Source organism: Blautia sp. An249 (assembly GCF_002159835.1).
GTDB classification, from domain to species: domain Bacteria; phylum Bacillota; class Clostridia; order Lachnospirales; family Lachnospiraceae; genus Blautia_A; species Blautia_A avistercoris.
In genome coordinates this window covers 188,835-208,312 of sequence record NZ_NFJL01000004.1, presented here as the reverse complement: position 1 = coordinate 208,312, position 19,478 = coordinate 188,835, and the positions used below count along the sequence as shown (strand labels likewise).

Genomic DNA, 19,478 nt, shown 5'->3' with positions numbered 1-19,478 from the left:
TTGAAACCGCCGTGTACCGAACGGTACGCACGGTGGTGTGAGAGGACGGGAGCTAATCACTCCCTCCTACTCGATTATATAGAACTTGACTGCCTGCGGCAGTCTGCATCTGGCGCAAAAGACTACAAGTCCCTCATGAGTGAGGGAAAAAAGGAGTTGAAGAGGACTTGTCCTCTTTATTCTTTAATAGGAACTCCCATTACACAGCGCAATACGGTGAAAAATTTACACATATGGATTTTCTACCTGAAAAATTTACACATTTTCAAAATTCAGAATATAGAATCTCCGGCTGAAAAAATCTACAATAATCTCCAGAACAGAACAAAAAAAGGAGGCAGAAGTATGAAAAAGGCAACCTGTTTCAGCGACAGACATTACGAAATCGGGGAAATTAATGAGAAAATCTTTTCTTCTTTTACAGAACATCTGGGAAGAAGTATTTACACAGGGATTTATGAACCCGGACATCCGGATGCAGACGAAGAGGGTTACCGGAAGGATGTGATGGGACTTGTGAAAGAACTGCAGGTTCCGGTGATTCGTTACCCGGGCGGAAACTTTGTATCCTGTTATGACTGGCACGACGGTATCGGCCCCAGGGAGAAACGCCCCAGAAGAATGGATTATGCCTGGTCAAGCATTGAAACCAATGAATTTGGTATTGACGAGTTCTGTCGTTGGGCAAAAAAAGTGGGAACAGAGCCTATGATTGCCGTAAATCTGGGGACTGGGAGTATTAAAGATGCCGGTGATTTAGTGGAATACTGCAATCATCCGGGAGGAACTTACTGGAGTGATCTGCGGGCGGCAAACGGAAGTCCCGAACCTTATGGAGTGAAGTACTGGTGTCTGGGAAATGAGATGGAAGGAAGCTGGCAGGCAGGCCATTTATCAGCAGAGGATTATACGAAAAAGGCTCTGGAAGCAGCAAAGATTATGAAATGGGTAGATCCTAACATTAAACTGGTAGCCTGCGGCAGCAGCTATGAAATGCTTCCCACCTATCTGGAATGGGACAGAACGATGCTGAATGAGTTGTATGAGACGGTGGATTATCTCTCCACCCATAATTACACCATGAATTCGGGTCAGGGAACTACCGATTTTGTAGCGGCCTATAAACAGCTGGACAATCATATTAAAAACAGCGCCCGTGTGATCGATTATGTGAAAGCCCAGAGACATTTTGAAAAAGACTTAAAAATCTGTCTGGATGAATGGAATGTATGGAATTTCCAGGATATTAAGCTGGACTCTCTGGATGATCTTCAGGGGCTTACCACCTTTGAAATGACATCTGCAGGCAAGTGGGAGGTGGCTCCTCCGATTCTTCAGGAGAAATACAGTCTTCTTGACGCGATTGTTGTGGGAGGGCTGGGGATAACTTTATTAAACAATGCAGATACTGTGGAAATTGCCTGCCTGGCTCAGCTTATCAATGTGATTGCCCCTATTACAACAATAAAGAACGGCGGAATTTATAAACAGGCCATCTACCATCCCTTCCATATGCTGTCCCGGTATGGCCGGGGAACCGCTATGAAAGCTGCGGTAGATGCGCCTTCTTACCACTGCGGCTTTGGAGAACTGCCCATTGTAGAGCCGGCGGTGGTCTATGAGCGGGAGGCGGATCAGGTGAGAATCTTTGTTTTAAACTGCGATCAGGAAGAAGAGGTGGATTTTCATATAGAACTGCAGGGTTATGGAGAAAAGAAAGTGCTCAGACATCTGGTTCTTGACGGGAAAGATTTAGAAGCCCGCAATACATATGAAATGCCGGATACGGTAACCATGCGGGAGGCAGAGGTGCAGAACGGTGAATCCGCCGTGCTGCCAAAACTTTCATGGAATGTGATTATTCTGGGATAACGGTGTTGTGACGGAGGTAAAAATGAGTTCAGAAGTTATCTTAAAGGTGAAAAATGTGTCCAAGGATTTTGGACAGACTCATGCGCTGAAAGATGTTTCTATAGAGGTAAAACGAGGAGAAATTATCGGCCTGATTGGAGAAAACGGTTCCGGAAAATCCACACTCTCTTCGATTATTTCCGGAATTTATCCGGCTACATCCGGGGAGCTGGAACTGGAGGGAAAGCCTTATAAACCGGTAAGCCCCATGGACGCCCAGCAACACGGAATCAGTATGATTGCACAGGAGATGGGAACCCTTACGGGCATTCGCGTCGCAGATAATATTTTCCTGGGAAAAGAACAGCTATTTGCCGGTCATGGAGTGATTAACCGCAGGAAAATGTACCAGGAGGCGGAAAAGATTCTGGAATATTCCGGAATCGAGGATGTAAGGCCGGAAGATCCCATAACCAGGTACAGTTTTGAAGAGAGAAAACTGATCGAGGTGGTAAGGGCCTTATATACTAACCCGCGGATATTCATCGTAGATGAGACGACTACCGCCTTGTCTCAGCATGGAAGAGACATCATTTACAAAACGATTCGCAGTTTCAAAAAAGAAGGAAAAACCGTTTTATTTATCTCTCATGATCTGGAAGAATTAATGGAAATCTGTACAAAAATGATTGTGCTGAGAGACGGCGCTTTCATCGCAGAGCTGGATAAAGAAGAGTTCGGGGAAGATAAAATTAAAGAATTGATGGTAGGCAGAAAGCTTACCGGGGATTATTACCGCAGCGACTATGACGGGAGCTGCCAGAAGGAAGTGGTTTTATCAGCCAGAAATATTCATACCCGAAACGGACTGAAAGGGGTCTCTCTGAAGCTGCACAAAGGAGAGATTCTGGGTATCGGAGGGCTGACAGACTGCGGAATGCATGAACTTGGAAAGGCGCTGTTTGGCGCACAGGATCTCCTGTATGGAGAGGTCTGCCTGGGGGATGGAACTGTCATCCGAACGGAAAAACAGGCCATTGGTCATAAAATCGGCTATGTGTCTAAAAACCGGGATCAGGAAGCTTTGATTTTATCTGCCAGCATATTGGAAAATACAGTTCTCCCCTCCCTGCCTATGCTGCAGAAAGCAGGACTGATTATGAAGAAAAAGGAGATGGAATTCACAGAGAGACAGGTAAAAAATATGAGTGTTAAATGCCGACAAATCCAACAACCGGTAGGGGATCTGAGTGGTGGAAACAAGCAGAAAGTGGTATTTGGTAAATGGCTGGGAAATGAGACGGAAATTTTTATTCTGGACTGTCCCACCAGGGGAATCGACATAGGGGTAAAGGCATTTATGTACCAGCTTATGTATCGCCTGAAAAAAGAAGGAAAATCCATTCTGATGATTTCCGAAGAACTTCCGGAATTAATCGGTATGAGCGACAGAATTCTGATTATGAAGGACGGCAGAATTCAAAACACATTTCCAAGATCGGAGACGCTTAGTGAAGCGGAATTAATCAGAGAAATGGTATAAGGGAGGGAAAGAGTTTGGAAACAAAGGCAGAAAAAACAGGAAGAAATCCGGTGAATCTTACGGAAACCCTTCGGAAATTCGTCCCTTTCCTCGGGATTGTGCTGATGGTAATTATTTTTCAAATATGCAGTGACGGCAGGCTGCTGACCAGAGGAAACATAAACAGCATTTTAAACCAGACCGTTTACGTTGCTATTATGGCCTTTGGTGCTGTTTTTGTATATGCACACGGGGGCATGGACCTTTCCTATGGAGGTGTTATCGGCTTCAGTGTTCTTATTTCTATTTTAGTGGCCAATACAGGGGTGCCGGTGCTGGTGGTATTTCTGTCCGGTATCGGAGCAGCTCTGGTGTGGTTCTTATTAAATGGATTTGTCTCTGTGTATTTAAAGGTGTCCCCGTTTATTACATCTCTTTGCATTATGTATATGTGCCGGGGAATCCTAAATACTGTATGCGCTGCCCAGAAATACAGCATTCCTGTTTATTTATATGAATACGACAACCAGACTTTGAAACTGTTTGCACTGATAGCTGTATTTGCAGTCTGCTATCTTCTGTTTGAAAAAAGCCCAATTGGAAAACAGAACAAGGCAATCGGAGGAAATCCGCTTGCGGCGAAACAGGCAGGCGTGAACGTAAATGCCATGAGGATGCTTGCTTATACCATCAGCGGAATCACCGTAGGCATTGCAGGATTCATTCTGATGGCAAGAGCAGGAAGCGTCAGTACTTCCACGGGACAGGGCCTGGAAATGAATGTAATCACCGCGTTGGTTCTGGGCGGCGTCCCTCTTTCCGGTGGGTCGCAGGTGAAGATGTATGGGGCTTTAATCGGCGGATTTTCCGTTATACTTCTTCGTAACGGACTGATAATCTTAGGAGTGAATGAACGGGTAGTAGAAGGAATTCAGGGGCTTGTTTTGTTGCTGCTGGTATTCCTGACCTATGTGAAAAATAAAGATGGAGTTTTAGAATAAAATGGAGGAAAAAAGATGAAAAAAATAAGAAAAATACTGGCAGTTATGTTAAGTGCAGTCATGGTGTTTTCCCTTGCCGCCTGCAGCGGATCTGGCAGTTCAGAGACGGGCTCAGAGTCAGGTGCTCAAGAGTCTGCATCAGCAGAAGAAACGAAAGATACAGAAGTCTGGGGAGATGAGCAGGGAGCCGGAGAAACCAGTGGAGATGAAAATGGAAAATATAATATCGGCGTTGTTATCCATACGACCACAGACTTTCTCTGTGCAAAATATAAAGCTTATTCAGACTATCTGGGTAAAGAATATGGTGTAAAGTTTGACTATTACATCATCGAAAACTTTGCAGATGAGACTTATCTGTCTGCCATTGAAAATCTGTGCGCCCAGGGCGTGGACGGCATTATTACCACCAACTTTTCCGGTACGGCAGTTCTGCAGGGCCTGAAAATCTGCGAAGAAAACCAGGTATATTTAGCGGTGGGCTGGTCTCAGATTGACGAAAGCATTAAGGAGCAGGTATACGAAAGCGACTACTTCGTAGGAGGCTCTTATGAATCTGACTACGATGCAGGATATGAGATTATTACAAGCTTAATCGACGCAGGATGCACCAATATTGCAGCCATCGGCTATGAACCGGGAATCACCTGTCATGACAGACGGTGGGAAGGTATGATGAAAGCCTTTGAAGATCATCCGGAAGTGACAAAAGCCGGAGAATACAGAGGACTGGAATTTACAAAAGCAGTGGAAGACTTCCTGGCATCCGACGACAGCATCGACGGCATTGCCATTACCCTTCTTGGAATTGAGTACTGTTCGGAACCCATTAAATCAGCAGGCAGAGAAGGACAGGTGAAAATCGCCTTCTGTGATTTCTCTGAAAACTGTCAGCAGAGCTTCGACGACGGCGAAACGGTATGCGCCATCGGCGGCCAGTACGCAGATTTAGTATTTCCATTCGTATTGCTTTATAATGCGCTGGAAGGAGACCCGCTGGATAAAGTGGAAGTTCCTGTAAACTTTATTATATGCAAATCCGGTGAAGAATTTGCCGATTATATGGAGTATCTTCATGATGACGGCGTATATGCCTGGACAACAGAAGAAGTGGACAAACTGATAAAATCTAAAAACAGCAGTGTGACTTCTGAGGATTTGCTGGAGATGGGTGCTTCCTACAGCATTGAAGATACCATAGAAAGGCATGGAAATTAAAGTCCCGGTCAGGAAAGGGGAGCGAGTAGTGTATGAAATCTGTGAATATAAAAAATGTAATAAAAGTACTGATTCTGCCCGTCTTTGTATACCTGTTGTTTTTTGTGTGCTCCAGAGGCAGCTTCGGGAAACCGGCCAGCCTGATTATGAACCTGAAACAGACTCTGGCCCCAACATTGATTTCTTATGCGATGTGCTGTAACATGCTGTGCAACCGGATGGACTTAAGTGCAGGCGCAGTGGTAATGCTGTCTGCTATGCTGGGAGCAAAAATGGTGTACCTGTATGGAATCGGCCTGGTTCCGTTTGCATTTATCGTGATAGGCGCAGGTATAGTTCTGGGAACCCTGTCCGGCGTTCTGTATATGCTTTTAAGAGTTCCGGCTATTGTAACTGCCCTGGGTGTCTGCATGATTTATGAGACTCTTTCAAACCTTGCCAGTATATCCTGGGTAACAGCCATCAGCGGAGAAATTACAACTCTGGGAAGATTTCCCTATTGTCTGATTATATTTGCAATTATGTTTGCGTTGTTTTATATTATATTTAATTATACGAAATTTGGCTATCATGTAAGAGCCTGTGCAAGCTCACAGCAGATTGCAAAGAATGCAGGTGTCAGTACGAAAAAGACGGCTTTCTGGTGTTACGCAGTCTCCTCTGTATTTTTGGGAACGGCGGCGCTGTTGAAGATTTCCATCCAGGGATCCATAGATACGCCTATGTATATGTCCAGCACAAATATTATTTTTAACTGTATGCTGGGAATTTATGTGGGATTGGCGCTGCAGCAGTACTGCAACTTGCTGATAGGCATTTTTGTGGGGAATTTCATTTTAAATATGCTGACTACAGGGTTGTTAAGTCTGGGAATCTCAGCATCTTTGCAGGATACGGCTTCGGGAATCTTTCTTCTTATCATTATGATATTTACCTATAATAATCAGCGAGTAATGGACTTCCTAAGCAACAGGAAACAGAAAAAAGAATTATTAAAGGCAGAATTGTAAATAAGAAAATGGCGTCGAAAGAATAAGGGGGCAGGATCTTCCGGTTCTTTGGGCGCTGTTTTTCGTAAAGCGGATAGGGGCGTACAGATATGATTAAGGTTTTATTGGTAGACGATGAGAGACTGGCACTGGAATATCTGGAAAAAATGATTGACTGGGAATACTACGGCTTTGAAGTAATCGGAGCAGCCCTTGACTCCGGAAAAGCTCTGGCCTTATATAAAAAATACAAGCCTCAGCTGGTAATTTCTGATGTAAAAATGCCGGGGATGAACGGGCTGGAATTAGTATCGGCCATCCGGGAATATGGAAAGGAAACCCACATCCTGTTTTTATCAGCCTATAAGAATTTTTCCTATATCAAGCAGGCGATCCGGCTGGACATCGACGACTATCTTCTGAAAAGCGATCTGGAAGAAGAAAGTTTCTTAAAAAAGCTGCTGAATCTGAAAGAGAAGATTGATAAAGAAAATGCCAAAAGAAAGTATACCATCAGTATGATTCTGGAAGAAATTTTCAAAAAGAAGAATGTCAGGGAGGAGAGTTACCGGGAGATGCTGGATGAGGATGATTACATTCGGATTCGGAAAAAATATTATTACGTAATTCTCCTTCGGCGGACAAAACCCAGATTTTTAGATAAGTATCTGCCTTCGGACAAAGGTGGGGAAGAATCTTACGAGCTGGAATTTAAGAATATCTGCCAGAAAACAGGAGAGGAATTAAAGGTAAAGGTTATTTCTGATTTTAGTCTGAACGAACGGGAATATATCGCTGTTTTGGAATTTGTGGAAAAAGGTGCGGAAGACTGGCAGGAACAGGAGAAGCTGAAGAGGTTTACCACGGAATTATATGAGAAGATGAACAGAGAAACGAAGTCCAGTTTTGACGCCTGTTATGATAAACAGAAAAGATCTATACGTCAGTTCGGAAATTTCTACCGGGAAAATAAGCATTGTATTTCCGAAAGCTATTTGAAACAGCGAACGGGAGTGACAGAGTTTCCATCCTCATACCCGGCTTTGGAAAAGGAAGAGAAGACTCCTTCTGTAACGGCTGACGAACTGTATTTTATGATGAAGCACAAAGAGAAAACCAGGATAGAGGAGTGTCTGGATATTGCGGAAACGGCCAGGGAAAAAGAAGATTCGTTTACTTATTTCTGGTATGTGAAAAATTTCTTTGAAGCATTTCATTATCTGGAAGGGACTCTGGCAGATAAGAAAAGCGGAAGAAAGTTTACTGTTATTGAAAACAGCTCCTCTTATGATTTCAGTGATGCAGAGGAACTCATAAAATTTCTTACTGATAAGATGGAGGAGATTTGGTTTATCCTTAAGGGAAATAAACGAAACGCTTACTCTCAGGTGACAGAGGAGGCCATCCGGTACATCAGGGAAAATTATGGGGATGTGGATCTGACTTCTGCCAAGGTGGCAAAGGCTGTAAATCTTTCTGCTCCCTGGCTTTCTACCAAATTTAAAAGCGAGGTTGGAGTAAGCGTAAATGATTATATTAATCAGGTACGCATTGCCTGGGCGAAGAAAATGTTCGATGAGAAAGAATATATGGTCTATGAAGTTTCGGAAAAAACCGGATTTACTTCCAGTCAGTATTTCAGCAAAATTTTTAAAGAATACGTGGGGATTACTCCCAACCAATACCGAAGGAAAAAGAAAAATGAAACTTAGAACGAAACTGGTTATATCCCAGATTCTTGTGTTTTTAATTATATTTATTATTTTAAATCTGTTAATTTCCCATATTGTATATCTGGCAGTCAGCCGTACAGACAGGGACAACGCCATGAATCTGAATGAACAGATCATGACCAGGATGGAACAGGAATTTGCGGAGTTAAAGCGTTTTACCGATGTGGTGGCCTATGATGAAGAGCTCAAGGAACTGATTGGGGATTATATGGATCATCCCTCTGAAAGCTATGGGGCTAAAATCAGGCTTTATCTTTCCTCTATTGGTATTGATGATCAGATACGCTCCTATTCTGTCCTGGGAATCTGCATCCATTTGGAAGAGGGAGAAACCGAGGAGGATTTTACCACGGTAGGGTTTTCCTCGGGCATGATTGAGCAGGTCAACAGAAAAGTAAGAAGTAACGGGCAGAAGACAGCAGGTTTCCTGAATCCTTTTTATTATAAGCGGGATTCGCAGACCGTATTCGGCAACGAATTTAACATGGTCTACGGATATACCAAACCTTATAAGGCGGGCTCCATGTCCGGAAATGTGACCGTTCTTACTTCTTTTGATCAGATCATATATATTGCTGAAGATATGAAAGATTACAGCAAAGATTATCTGCTTCTGAATCAGGACGGGACTCCGGTTCCTCCCAGCGTAGACCATTCGGAAATAGATATGACAGAGGCGTTGGAACAGATTACCTATGGAGATACGTATTATGAAGGCTGGTACCAGGAGAAGGATGCGATCATAACTATGCGAAGCTCTACCTACGGAAACTGGAGGATCGTATGCAGGCAGACAAGAGCAGATATTCTGGAGAATAACCGGCTGCTGATTTTGCTGGATGTATCGCTGGTGGGGATTTTCGGATTGGGCGTGATTTTGCTGATGATTCCTCTTGTGCGCAGGTTTACCAGGCCTTTGGCAGAAGTGTCTGCACAGATGAATGAAATAGCCAGGGGTAACTTAGAGGCCAGGGTTAAGATTGTTTCCAATGATGAGATTGCAGAAGTCGGAAAAAGCTTTAATATAATGGCCGGGAAACTGCAGGATAATATTGATAAAATTATTATCCAGGAAAAACGCGAACAGAAGATGCGCTACAGCCTTCTCATTTCGCAGGTAGATCCCCATTTTATTTACAATACCATGAATACGATTACTTATCTGGCACAAAAAGGAAGAAATAAAGATGTGATTGCGGTGAACAAAGCAATGATCGAAATTTTAAAAGACCGTCTTCGCATAGAAATTGAGGATGTGTTTGATACGGTTCGTCAGGAAATAAACGTGGTGCAACAGTATTTGATTATTCAGAACTATCGTTATGCGGATACGTTTAAGGCAAGATTTTCAGTACAGGAAGAAGATGAAGACCTGTATATTGCTAAAAATATTCTGCAGCCGCTGGTGGAAAATGCTTTGTCTCATGGAATTTTATGCAATAAGGATGAGGAGGGGGAAATTATTGGAGGCTGTATCAAGGTGAGGGTGAAACGGGAGCAGGAGTATCTGAAGATCTGTGTAAAAGATAATGGAGTCGGAATGTCGGAAGAACAGAGAAAAGAGCTGGAAGAACCTTCCGGAAGATATATCAGAGGGGAGCATATTGGGATCCGGAATATAAAAGAAAGAATCCAGTATCTTTACGGCGAAAAGTGCAGATTTTCCATCATGTCAAAGGAAGGAGAAGGGACGGAAGTAACCATATGGCTTCCAGTAATCATACAGAATACAACGGCGGAGGAATATTCTGTATGATTCGGGAAGAGAAGGGAATTTCTGGTGGGTTTATTTATAAACGTTCACAAATTCTTCACAAAAGAATTAGCACTCAAGGGTTGACAGTGCTAACAACAAGCGTTATAGTACAAATAGAACAAAGGAAGAGAGAAATGATTTTGAAATCCTTTGTGGGAACTCAACACTTTGGATTTTCTAAAAGTGCTTAATTAAATAGTTGATAGAAGGAAAAGGAGAGATGACTTATGTTAATGCCCAGCATTTTTGGAGAAACGATGATGGATGATTTTTGGAGATTTCCGTTTGAAAACCACAATACCACAGAATACATGAAAACAGATATTAAAGATACGGACACGGGATATGAACTGACGATGAATCTGCCCGGTGTGAAGAAGGAAGATGTGAAAGCAGAACTGAAAGACGGCTATCTGACCATCGGCGCCGTCGTAAATCAGAACAAAGATGAAAAAGACAGCAGCGGAAAGTATATCCGTCGGGAACGTTACTGTGGCAGCTGCAGCAGGAGTTTTTATGTAGGAGATGAGGTGACGCAGGAAGACATTAAAGCTAAATTTGAAGATGGAACCCTGAAAATTTCGATTCCTAAGAAAGAAGAAAAACCGGCAGTAGAGGAAAACAAATATATTGCAATTGAAGGATAAGGAATAAGTAGTTCGGATATTTTGGATAAAGGAGGCGGGTTTTATGTTAAGACCCAGTATTTTCGGAGAAGACTTATTTGATGATTTCTTTGGCGAGTTCCCGTTTTTTAACGACAGGGATCAGAGAAAAATGGAAAAGAAACTGTACGGACACAGGGCGCAGAACCTGATGAAGACAGATATTAAGGAAAATGCTCAGGGATATGAACTGATGATAGATCTGCCGGGCTTTAAGAAGGATGAAGTTCAGGTGGCTCTGGAAAATGGCTATCTGACTATCCGTGCAGCAAAAGGTCTGGACGAGGAAGAGAAAGAAAAGAAGACGGGAAGGTATATCCGCCGGGAACGGTATGCAGGATCCTGTCAGAGAAGCTTCTATGTAGGGGAAGGAGTCGCCCGGGAGGATGTGAAAGCAGAATTTAAGCATGGAATTCTGAAACTGACTTTCCCGAAAAAGGAGAAACAGGAAACAGAAGAGCAGAAATATATATCCATTGAAGGATAAAAAAAGAATAAGAAACGCCGTTTTATGATACCTGGAGTCAAATCCATATCATGAAACGGCGTTTCTTCGATTGTGTTTTCAATCTGCGACGGGGAAAACAGAAAGTAAATATATACAAAAAATATAGAAATGATTTGTAAATTTATGAGAATTGACAACTGAGAGAGTTGTGTTTATTATATTATTAAATAATATTTATAAATTATATTTATAAAAGAATATTAAAAATAAAAAATAACAAAAAGGGAGAGGGTATTATGGCAAAGAAATTATTTAACACAATCTACGGAAGAAACTTAGTGGGAGAATTAAAGAACATCGTGCAGAGACCGTATCTGGTGGTAACCATGGAAGATCTCTGGGAGAAGTTTAAAGACGAGTTTGATGAAGACTGTATTGTACACTTTGTAAAAACTCTGGAATATAACGAAATCATGGCAAATGTTGAGAAACTGCCGAAGTTTGAAGCGGTGATCGGCCTTGGCGGAGGACAGGCTGTGGACTATGCCAAGATGTGTGCATGGAAAACCCATATGCCCCTGTACCAGGTACCGACCTCCATCGCAACCAACGCCGTATTCGGACACCGTGCAGGGGTACGGTTCGACAGCGTGGTAAGATATGTGGGCTATGTGGAGCCGGTGGCTGTTTATGTGGACTATGACGTAATCCAGAGCGGCCCTAAGGCGCTGAACCGAAGCGGCGTCTGCGACGTACTGTGCTACAACAACTCCATGTTCGACTGGAAATATGCGGCAGACCAGGGCAAATGCGAAGAGAAATGGCCATATGACCAGGAGATGGTGGATGAGGTGAATGAGGTGTTCCAGTCGGTAGTCAACGGCCTGGATGATATTTATGAATTGAATGAGAAAGGAATCCGGATCCTGACAGAAGGATTACGGTGGGGAGGGGGAGCGTTCCACAACAATGGCTGGAACCCGAGACCAATCGAAGGAAGCGACCACTTCTTATTCTATACCCTGGAGTATATGACAAAGAAGAAATTCATCCACGGCCAGCCGGTATGCCTGGGAATCTTCGTGGGGTCCTGCATGGGAAATAACCATCCGGACTGGATCCTGGACATCATCCATAAAGCGGGGGTAGAAATCCGGCCGGAAGGAATGGGAATTACCTGGGAGGATGTATTTGCAGCCATCAAATACGAAAAAGAATTCCTGGAGAGCCATGATTACTGGTATACTGTAGTCAACGACTTTGAAGTAACCGATGAGTTCTGCCAGATGGTAAAAGATAAAGTCATTGCCAAATATGGAGAATGGGAAAAATAAGAAAAGGAGGGCGACGTTTTGAACGGAAAACGAGATGTATATGATATAGATTTCACCTCGACAACAAGGAAAGCCCCTTTGAAAGATAAAATCATCCATTGCCTCTACGGAGGCTATGGATTCCAGGTTTCCTGGGTTATCTTCGGGTATTATCTGGTTTATTTCTACACAGATGTGGTGGGATTAAGCGCAACGGTGGCCGGTACCATCATGCTGGTAGCCAGAGTTGCAGACTGTTTTACAGATTTATGGATTGGCTATATGTTGGATAATGTTTGTTATAAGTGGGGAAGGTATCGTTCCTGGGCATTATTTGGAGTTGCGCCGCTATTCCTTCTGTTCGTAGGCGTATTTACAGCGCTTCCCACAGACAGCACAGCGCTGAAAATCGGATGGGCGGCTATCTGCTACGGATGTTTCGGATCTATCGGAGCAACTTTTTCCTTCATGCCGCAGATTGCACAATTCTGTAATATGACCAGAAATCCAAGGGACAGAGAAACCATTGCAGTAATTAAAAGTGTGTTTGTCAATCTGGCGCAAGTGGTAGCGGCTTCTGTATTCCTTCCGTTGGTTAATCTGTTCGGTGGCAACAGCGGAAAGGAAGCCCAGGGATATTTCTGGGCGGCAGTTACTATCGGATTAACAGTTATGCTGGTACAGATTTTAAATCTGATTATGACCAGAAAATATGAATTAAACAGAGACGGTTCCTGCAGAGAACATTTAAGGCAGGTAGAACACGAAAACCTTATGGTACAGCTTGGAAGTTTCGCAAAGAACCGCCCGGCCATTGTCCTGCAGATTGGAGAAGCCCTTAAACAGATTATGCAGGCCATTAAAAACGGTATGGTTATCTATGTATTTACCTATTTCCTGGGAATGGAAAGTTTCTATTCCATAGCCATGTTTGCATTTACGGTAGCCCTGATGGCCGGCGTATTTGTAATGAAACCTTTGATTCGGGTATTTAAAGACACAGGAAGAGCTTATCAGTTCTGTATGCTGGCGAGTGCAGGATTCAGCCTTTTACTGTTCTTTATGTGCAAAGGCTACGGACCGGGCGCGGCAGCGGCAGATTCCATGAGATTTGGAATTCTGTTTCTGGTATTTATCGTTAATGGAATTTTCAGCGGAACCTATTATTCTTTCACCAATGTTATGACTCCGGCAACGGTTGACTATGGGGAATGGAAAAACGGCAAGGGCCAGGCAGGAATTATTTCCGCAGTAAACGGTTTTGCAATTACTATAGGAGCTGCTCTGGGAGCACAGATTATGGGTGTTCTTCTGGACTGGTCAGGATACGTTGCAAACCAGACTCAGTCAGACTCTACCTTAAACTGGCTGCTGATTCTGGCCTTTGTCCTTCCGGCAGTGATTACAATCATCCATTTCGTACTGCAGATGTTCTATGGTCTGTCTGATAAGAGACTGGAAGAATGTATGCAGGAAGTACGTGCCAGAAAACAGCATGAAAATGCAGCGTAGCTATCGTAATAAAATTGGAGCTTGACAAAACGGACAGGTAAGCATACCATATAATTAAATAGTGTTTATAAAATATATTTAGAATATAACGGAAATAAAAAAGGGAGAGGGTATTATGGCAAAGAAATTATTTAACACAATCTACGGAAGAAACTTAGTGGGAGAATTAAAGAACATCGTGCAGAGACCGTATCTGGTGGTAACCATGGAAGATCTCTGGGAGAAGTTTAAAGACGAGTTTGATGAAGACTGTATTGTACACTTTGTAAAAACTCTGGAATATAACGAAATCATGGCAAATGTTGAGAAACTGCCGAAGTTTGAAGCGGTGATCGGCCTTGGCGGAGGACAGGCTGTGGACTATGCCAAGATGTGTGCATGGAAAACCCATATGCCCCTGTACCAGGTACCGACCTCCATCGCAACCAACGCCGTATTCGGACACCGTGCAGGGGTACGGTTCGACAGCGTGGTAAGATATGTGGGCTATGTGGAGCCGGTGGCTGTTTATGTGGACTATGACGTAATCCAGAGCGGCCCTAAGGCGCTGAACCGAAGCGGCGTCTGCGACGTACTGTGCTACAACAACTCCATGTTCGACTGGAAATATGCGGCAGACCAGGGCAAATGCGAAGAGAAATGGCCATATGACCAGGAGATGGTGGATGAGGTGAATGAGGTGTTCCAGTCGGTAGTCAACGGCCTGGATGATATTTATGAATTGAATGAGAAAGGAATCCGGATCCTGACAGAAGGATTACGGTGGGGAGGGGGAGCGTTCCACAACAATGGCTGGAACCCGAGACCAATCGAAGGAAGCGACCACTTCTTATTCTATACCCTGGAGTATATGACAAAGAAGAAATTCATCCACGGCCAGCCGGTATGCCTGGGAATCTTCGTGGGGTCCTGCATGGGAAATAACCATCCGGACTGGATCCTGGACATCATCCATAAAGCGGGGGTAGAAATCCGGCCGGAAGGAATGGGAATTACCTGGGAGGATGTATTTGCAGCCATCAAATACGAAAAAGAATTCCTGGAGAGCCATGATTACTGGTATACCGTAGTCAACGACTTTGAAGTAACCGATGAGTTCTGCCAGATGGTAAAAGACAAAGTCATTGCAAAATACGGCGAATGGGAAAACTAAGAGAAGAAAACAGAAGGTGTGCAGATGAAAATTTATAAAGTAAGTAATTATCATGAAATGAGTAAAAAAGCAGCTTCCATACTGGCAGCACAAATTGTTGCGGACCCTAAGAGTACTTTGGGTCTGGCAACAGGCTCCACACCAATAGGAACCTATGAGTTTCTATGCAAATGGTATCAGGAGGGAATCCTGGATTTTTCGCAGATAAAAACCATGAACCTGGATGAGTACAAGGGGATAAAGAGGGAGAACAGCCAGAGCTACTATCATTTTATGAAGGAACATTTATTTGACCATGTAAATATAAAAGAGGAAAATACTCACATTCCCGACGGAGAATGTGAAGATGCAAATACCATCTGCAGGGAGTATGAGAAACTGATTCAAAAGGGAAACGGAGTAGACCTTCAGCTTCTGGGAATCGGAAGAAACGGTCATATCGGATTTAATGAACCGGCAGAGACTTTTGCCCGGGAGTGTCATTGCGTTACCCTGGCTCAAAGCACCATTGAAGCCAATAAACGATTTTTTGAAAAGGCAGAAGATGTTCCGAGGCAGGCCTATACCATGGGAATCGGAACGATTATGAAAGCGGAGAAGATTTTACTTCTGGCAAGCGGAGAAGATAAGGCAGAAGCTCTTTACCAGACCATCTGCGGTCCTGTCACACCGAAGGTTCCGGCTTCTATCCTGCAGTTCCACAAGAACGTTATCGTCATTGCAGATGAGGCGGCTCTGTCGAAAGTAAAATAAAGTCTGAATTGGGAGGGAAAATACATGACAATATTAGAAAAAGATAAAAAATATTTAATACAGTGTTATACCACAGACGACGTTGTTTTTACAAAAGGCAAAGGGATGTATCTGTACGATGATGCAGGCAAAAAATATCTGGACTTCTCCGGACAGTTTTCCGCCTGTACCCTGGGACATGGAAATGAAGAAATGATAGAGGCGTTAAAGGAACAGTTGGAAAAGCTGGTATCCGTAACCTCCTGCTTTGCAACAGAAGAGCGTGCTGCATTAGCAGAAAAAATGATCGAGATTTCACCGGACGGATTAGACAAAGTCATGTTTGGCTGCACCGGCTCTGACGCCAATGAATTCGCCTTAAAGCTGGCGAAATATTATCGGGGCGGCGGACGCATCATTTCTTTCCGGCGAGGTTTCCATGGCTCCACGGCGGGCGCTGCCGCAGCTACCGGAAAATCCGAGATGATTCAGGAAAATTCGGGGATTTCCGAATTGCTTCCAAGAGGCTTTGTTCATTCCGCGCCCCCTTACTGTTATCACTGTGACTTCGGCAAAGAACCGGGAACCTGCGGACTGCAGTGTCTGAAATATCTGGAACAGACCATGCTCCATGAAGGAGGAGATAGGATTGCAGCCGTTATCTCTGAACCTATTTTTGCAGCCGGCGGCGTCATTGTACCACCTAAGGGCTTCTGGAAAGGCGTAAGAGAACTCTGTGATAAGTACGGCGCCCTGCTCATATTCGACGAAGTAGTTACCGGTATCGGCCAGACAGGTTCCATGTTTGCCTGTCAGTATGAGGGAGTAACTCCGGATATTTTAGTAACCGGAAAAGGTTTAACCAGCGGTTACGTTCCCGGCTCCGCAGTGCTTTGCCGCAAAGACATCGGAGAGGCAATGAGTAAAATCAGTCTGCACGGACATACCCATTCCTGCTATCCTATGACCTGCCGAAGCGCTCTGAAGAATCTGGAAATCATTGAGCGGGAAAATCTGGTGGAAAACAGCAGGGAAGTGGGAGGATATCTCCACGAAAAACTTCTGGGATTGATGGAAAAATATGATGTCATCCGGGATATCCGGGGACGCGGTCTGTTACAGGGAATGGAAATCGAAGGAAGCCCTAAAGCAGATAAATACGTTCTGGGTCAGGAATTCTACGAAACCATGCTCAGAAACGGATTAATCACAGAGCTGGAGAGCAGAAAGAATCTGGAAAATGTAGTGGTTGTTATGCACCCGGCTCTGATTACTTCCAGAGAAAATGTGGACGAGGCTGTGGAAATCATTGACAAGTCTTTAGCAGCCTGTTTAAAATAATCCCAGATACGGATTAGTATCAGAAAAATCAGAGGGAGAGATATTATGACAGCAAGAAAAAAACAAATTTTAACAGTGAAAAATATTCGGAATATTAATATGGAAAATATTCTTCAAAGCGTTCTCCGGAAAGGGAGAGCCATGAGAAGCGATCTTGCCAGGGAAAATAATATCAGCCTGATGACCGTGAAACATATTGTGGACGCGTTGATTGCGGAAGGAATTCTGATCGAAAAAGAGTCCAACGGTACGGATGTAGGTAGAAAACCCAAGGTTCTGGAAATAGCAGGCAATTACGGGAATATTCTCTGCATAAATCTCACCTCTGAACATGAAATACATTTTCTGATTTATGATATATTCGGGGAATTGCTGGAGAATCAGACAATTCCTTTGGCAGAAACCGTATCCTATAAAGAAGGTCTGATGGAAATTCTTCGGGCTGTGAAACAGATTATGGACAAACTTCCTATGGAAAATGTGGGAATTGCGGTCTTCGTGCCAAGTGTATATGACGAGACGGCAGATTTAGTAAACTATGACTTGATTGCAGGATTTAAAAACCTGCATATGAAAGCAATTTTTAAAGAAGAATTCGGAACAGAGAATATATTGATACTTCACGATGTGGTTGCAGCGGCAAAGGCAGAGTATGACAGTCCCCATCCGCAAATGGAGAGCCAGTTTTATTTCTATTGCGGTTACGGCGTGGGCGGATGTTTCATTCAGGGGGAAGAAGCTGTTGCAGGCACTGAAAATATGGCAGGAGAAGTCGGGAAGATGCTGGTTTCCATGGATGGAAAGGAGAAAGACTGCAAAATTGTGGAAGATGTCATCTCTATTTCAGCAGTGAAGAAAATCCTGAAAGACGAGAAAACAGAGAAGACCTTTGCAGAGCTTCTGGAGGCGTATTTAAGGGGAGAGGAAGAGGCAAAAGAGCTTCTGGCTCCCGTGCTGAATACAGTTTCCAAGGTTTTATACAATATTTTGTGGGTGTACAATCCTACGAAAATTGTAATAGACAGCTGCGAAAGCAATTACAGCAAAGCGCTGGTCAGTCATTTCCAGAATTTCATGGACGTAATGGAAGATGACGCGATTCCCATTCATGCCCAGGTAAGACAGGCTAAATACGATGAATACCATAGTATGAAAGGCTGCTTCCATATGGTTCGAAACGCATGGGTGGAGAAAATTGCCTCTTCCGTTCAATAGTCCCCAATCCTGTATCAGAAAGCAGGGATTAGAGGAATATGGAGAACATAATTATTGGAATTGATTTAGGAGGTACCAACCTCAGAATCGGTGCGGTAACTCCGGATAATAAAATGAGAGCTCCGTTTGTTATAAAAAGTTCTGTGATTGCAGAAGCAGAGAATCCCATACAGAAGATTTGTGAGATTATTGCAGCGTACAGAAAAGAAAACCACATTCAGCAACTGGATGCTATTTCCATCGGAGTGCCTTCTTCTGTGGAAAATGATAAAGAAACCGTTATCTGTACTACCAATATCCGGGACAAAAACGGAAATGTGGTGTTCTGTCATACAAATATTGCAAAGAAAATCCGGGAATACTTCCAGGTTCCGGTTTTTGTTAATAACGATGTCAATAATATTCTGCTTTACGATGTGGTTGCCAATCACCTGGAAAACCAGAAAGTAGTGGTGGGTATCTATATTGGAACGGGAGTCGGGGCTGCAGTAATGATTGACGGACATCTTCTGGAAGGAAAAAACGGAGCAGAGCTGGACATTGGGCATATGCCATTTTTCGGCGGAGACGTACAGTGCAGCTGCGGAAAGAAAGGCTGCTGTGAATGCTACGCATCCGGATGGAGACTGCAGGAAATCCGCAAAGAGTTCTATCCGGATACAGAAATTCAGGATATGTTTACAAAGCACAGAGAAGAAAAACCATTAAAAGAATTTGTACAGGCCTGCGGCAATGTGTATGCAATCATGGCTACCATTTTTAATCCGGATACGATTATTATAGGCGGAGGCGTACCGGAGATGACAGACTTTCCCCAAAAGGATCTGGAAAAGGTCATTAATGAAAGTACAGGAAAAGATGTGATGGCATACGGTTTCGACTATGTATATTCCAGAGAATTTGTGGGAAAAGGCGTAATCGGGGCGGCAGTATTCGCCAGAAGGCGGCTGCAGGAAAGAAAATAAAAGATAAGAAAAAGCCAGGATGAAACAGGGCGTTCATCCTGGCTTTTTTCCTGTCCGCTGGGCA

17 protein-coding genes are annotated in these 19,478 nt (G+C 43.6%); all 17 read left to right on the top strand.

Annotated elements, in window-relative coordinates; genetic code table 11:
- The first annotated feature begins 345 nt into the window (after positions 1-345).
- The 17 genes from arfA to alsK all read left to right on the top strand — a co-directional run bounded on the left by arfA (position 346) and on the right by alsK (position 19,414).
- Positions 346-1,872 (top strand): arabinosylfuranosidase ArfA, encoded by a 1,527-nt coding sequence (gene arfA, locus B5F53_RS06030; protein ID WP_087221348.1) that lies wholly within the window; start codon positions 346-348, stop codon positions 1,870-1,872.
- Positions 1,873-1,894: 22 nt separating this feature from the next.
- Positions 1,895-3,394 carry a sugar ABC transporter ATP-binding protein gene (locus B5F53_RS06025; RefSeq protein ID WP_087221317.1) on the top strand — a complete coding sequence of 500 codons (1,500 nt, stop codon included), beginning with the start codon at positions 1,895-1,897 and terminating at the stop codon, positions 3,392-3,394.
- A gap of 14 nt (positions 3,395-3,408) precedes the next feature.
- Positions 3,409-4,374 (top strand): ABC transporter permease, encoded by a 966-nt coding sequence (locus B5F53_RS06020; RefSeq protein WP_087221314.1) that lies wholly within the window; start codon positions 3,409-3,411, stop codon positions 4,372-4,374.
- A gap of 15 nt (positions 4,375-4,389) precedes the next feature.
- Complete coding sequence (locus tag B5F53_RS06015; RefSeq protein ID WP_087221311.1) at positions 4,390-5,592, top strand: sugar ABC transporter substrate-binding protein; 1,203 nt, start codon at positions 4,390-4,392, stop codon at positions 5,590-5,592.
- Between the two features lie 32 nt (positions 5,593-5,624).
- Positions 5,625-6,602, top strand: a complete 978-nt coding sequence (locus B5F53_RS06010) for an ABC transporter permease (protein ID WP_087221308.1) — start codon at positions 5,625-5,627, stop codon at positions 6,600-6,602.
- Positions 6,603-6,691: 89 nt separating this feature from the next.
- The gene (locus B5F53_RS06005) at positions 6,692-8,293 is read left to right on the top strand and encodes a response regulator transcription factor (protein ID WP_087221305.1); all 1,602 of its coding nucleotides are present in this window, start codon (positions 6,692-6,694) and stop codon (positions 8,291-8,293) included.
- Positions 8,283-10,070, top strand: coding sequence for a sensor histidine kinase (locus B5F53_RS06000; protein ID WP_162610535.1), 1,788 nt, complete (start codon positions 8,283-8,285; stop codon positions 10,068-10,070). Before B5F53_RS06005 ends, B5F53_RS06000 begins: the two co-directional genes overlap by 11 nt.
- Positions 10,067-10,261 (top strand): hypothetical protein, encoded by a 195-nt coding sequence (locus B5F53_RS05995; RefSeq protein WP_087221299.1) that lies wholly within the window; start codon positions 10,067-10,069, stop codon positions 10,259-10,261. The genes B5F53_RS06000 and B5F53_RS05995 overlap by 4 nt, the downstream gene beginning before the upstream one ends.
- 36 nt (positions 10,262-10,297) lie before the next feature.
- On the top strand, positions 10,298-10,717 hold the full coding sequence (locus B5F53_RS05990) for an Hsp20/alpha crystallin family protein (RefSeq protein ID WP_087221297.1): 420 nt from the start codon (positions 10,298-10,300) through the stop codon (positions 10,715-10,717).
- Positions 10,718-10,760: 43 nt separating this feature from the next.
- Positions 10,761-11,222: an Hsp20/alpha crystallin family protein gene (locus B5F53_RS05985; protein ID WP_087221294.1), complete on the top strand. Its 462-nt coding sequence runs from the start codon at positions 10,761-10,763 to the stop codon at positions 11,220-11,222.
- Between the two features lie 257 nt (positions 11,223-11,479).
- Positions 11,480-12,517: an iron-containing alcohol dehydrogenase gene (locus B5F53_RS05980; protein ID WP_087221291.1), complete on the top strand. Its 1,038-nt coding sequence runs from the start codon at positions 11,480-11,482 to the stop codon at positions 12,515-12,517.
- 18 nt (positions 12,518-12,535) lie between these two features.
- A complete protein-coding gene (locus tag B5F53_RS05975; RefSeq protein ID WP_087221288.1) occupies positions 12,536-14,008 on the top strand; it encodes an MFS transporter in 1,473 nt (490 codons plus the stop codon).
- A gap of 115 nt (positions 14,009-14,123) precedes the next feature.
- Positions 14,124-15,161, top strand: a complete 1,038-nt coding sequence (locus tag B5F53_RS05970; protein ID WP_087221285.1) for an iron-containing alcohol dehydrogenase — start codon at positions 14,124-14,126, stop codon at positions 15,159-15,161.
- Positions 15,162-15,185: 24 nt separating this feature from the next.
- A complete protein-coding gene (nagB, locus tag B5F53_RS05965; protein WP_087221282.1) occupies positions 15,186-15,914 on the top strand; it encodes a glucosamine-6-phosphate deaminase in 729 nt (242 codons plus the stop codon).
- 24 nt (positions 15,915-15,938) lie between these two features.
- Positions 15,939-17,234, top strand: coding sequence for an aminotransferase family protein (locus B5F53_RS05960; RefSeq protein WP_087221279.1), 1,296 nt, complete (start codon positions 15,939-15,941; stop codon positions 17,232-17,234).
- Between the two features lie 45 nt (positions 17,235-17,279).
- On the top strand, positions 17,280-18,449 hold the full coding sequence (locus tag B5F53_RS05955) for an ROK family transcriptional regulator (RefSeq protein WP_087221276.1): 1,170 nt from the start codon (positions 17,280-17,282) through the stop codon (positions 18,447-18,449).
- Between the two features lie 38 nt (positions 18,450-18,487).
- Complete coding sequence (gene alsK / locus B5F53_RS05950; protein ID WP_087221273.1) at positions 18,488-19,414, top strand: allose kinase; 927 nt, start codon at positions 18,488-18,490, stop codon at positions 19,412-19,414.
- Positions 19,415-19,478 lie beyond the last annotated feature (64 nt).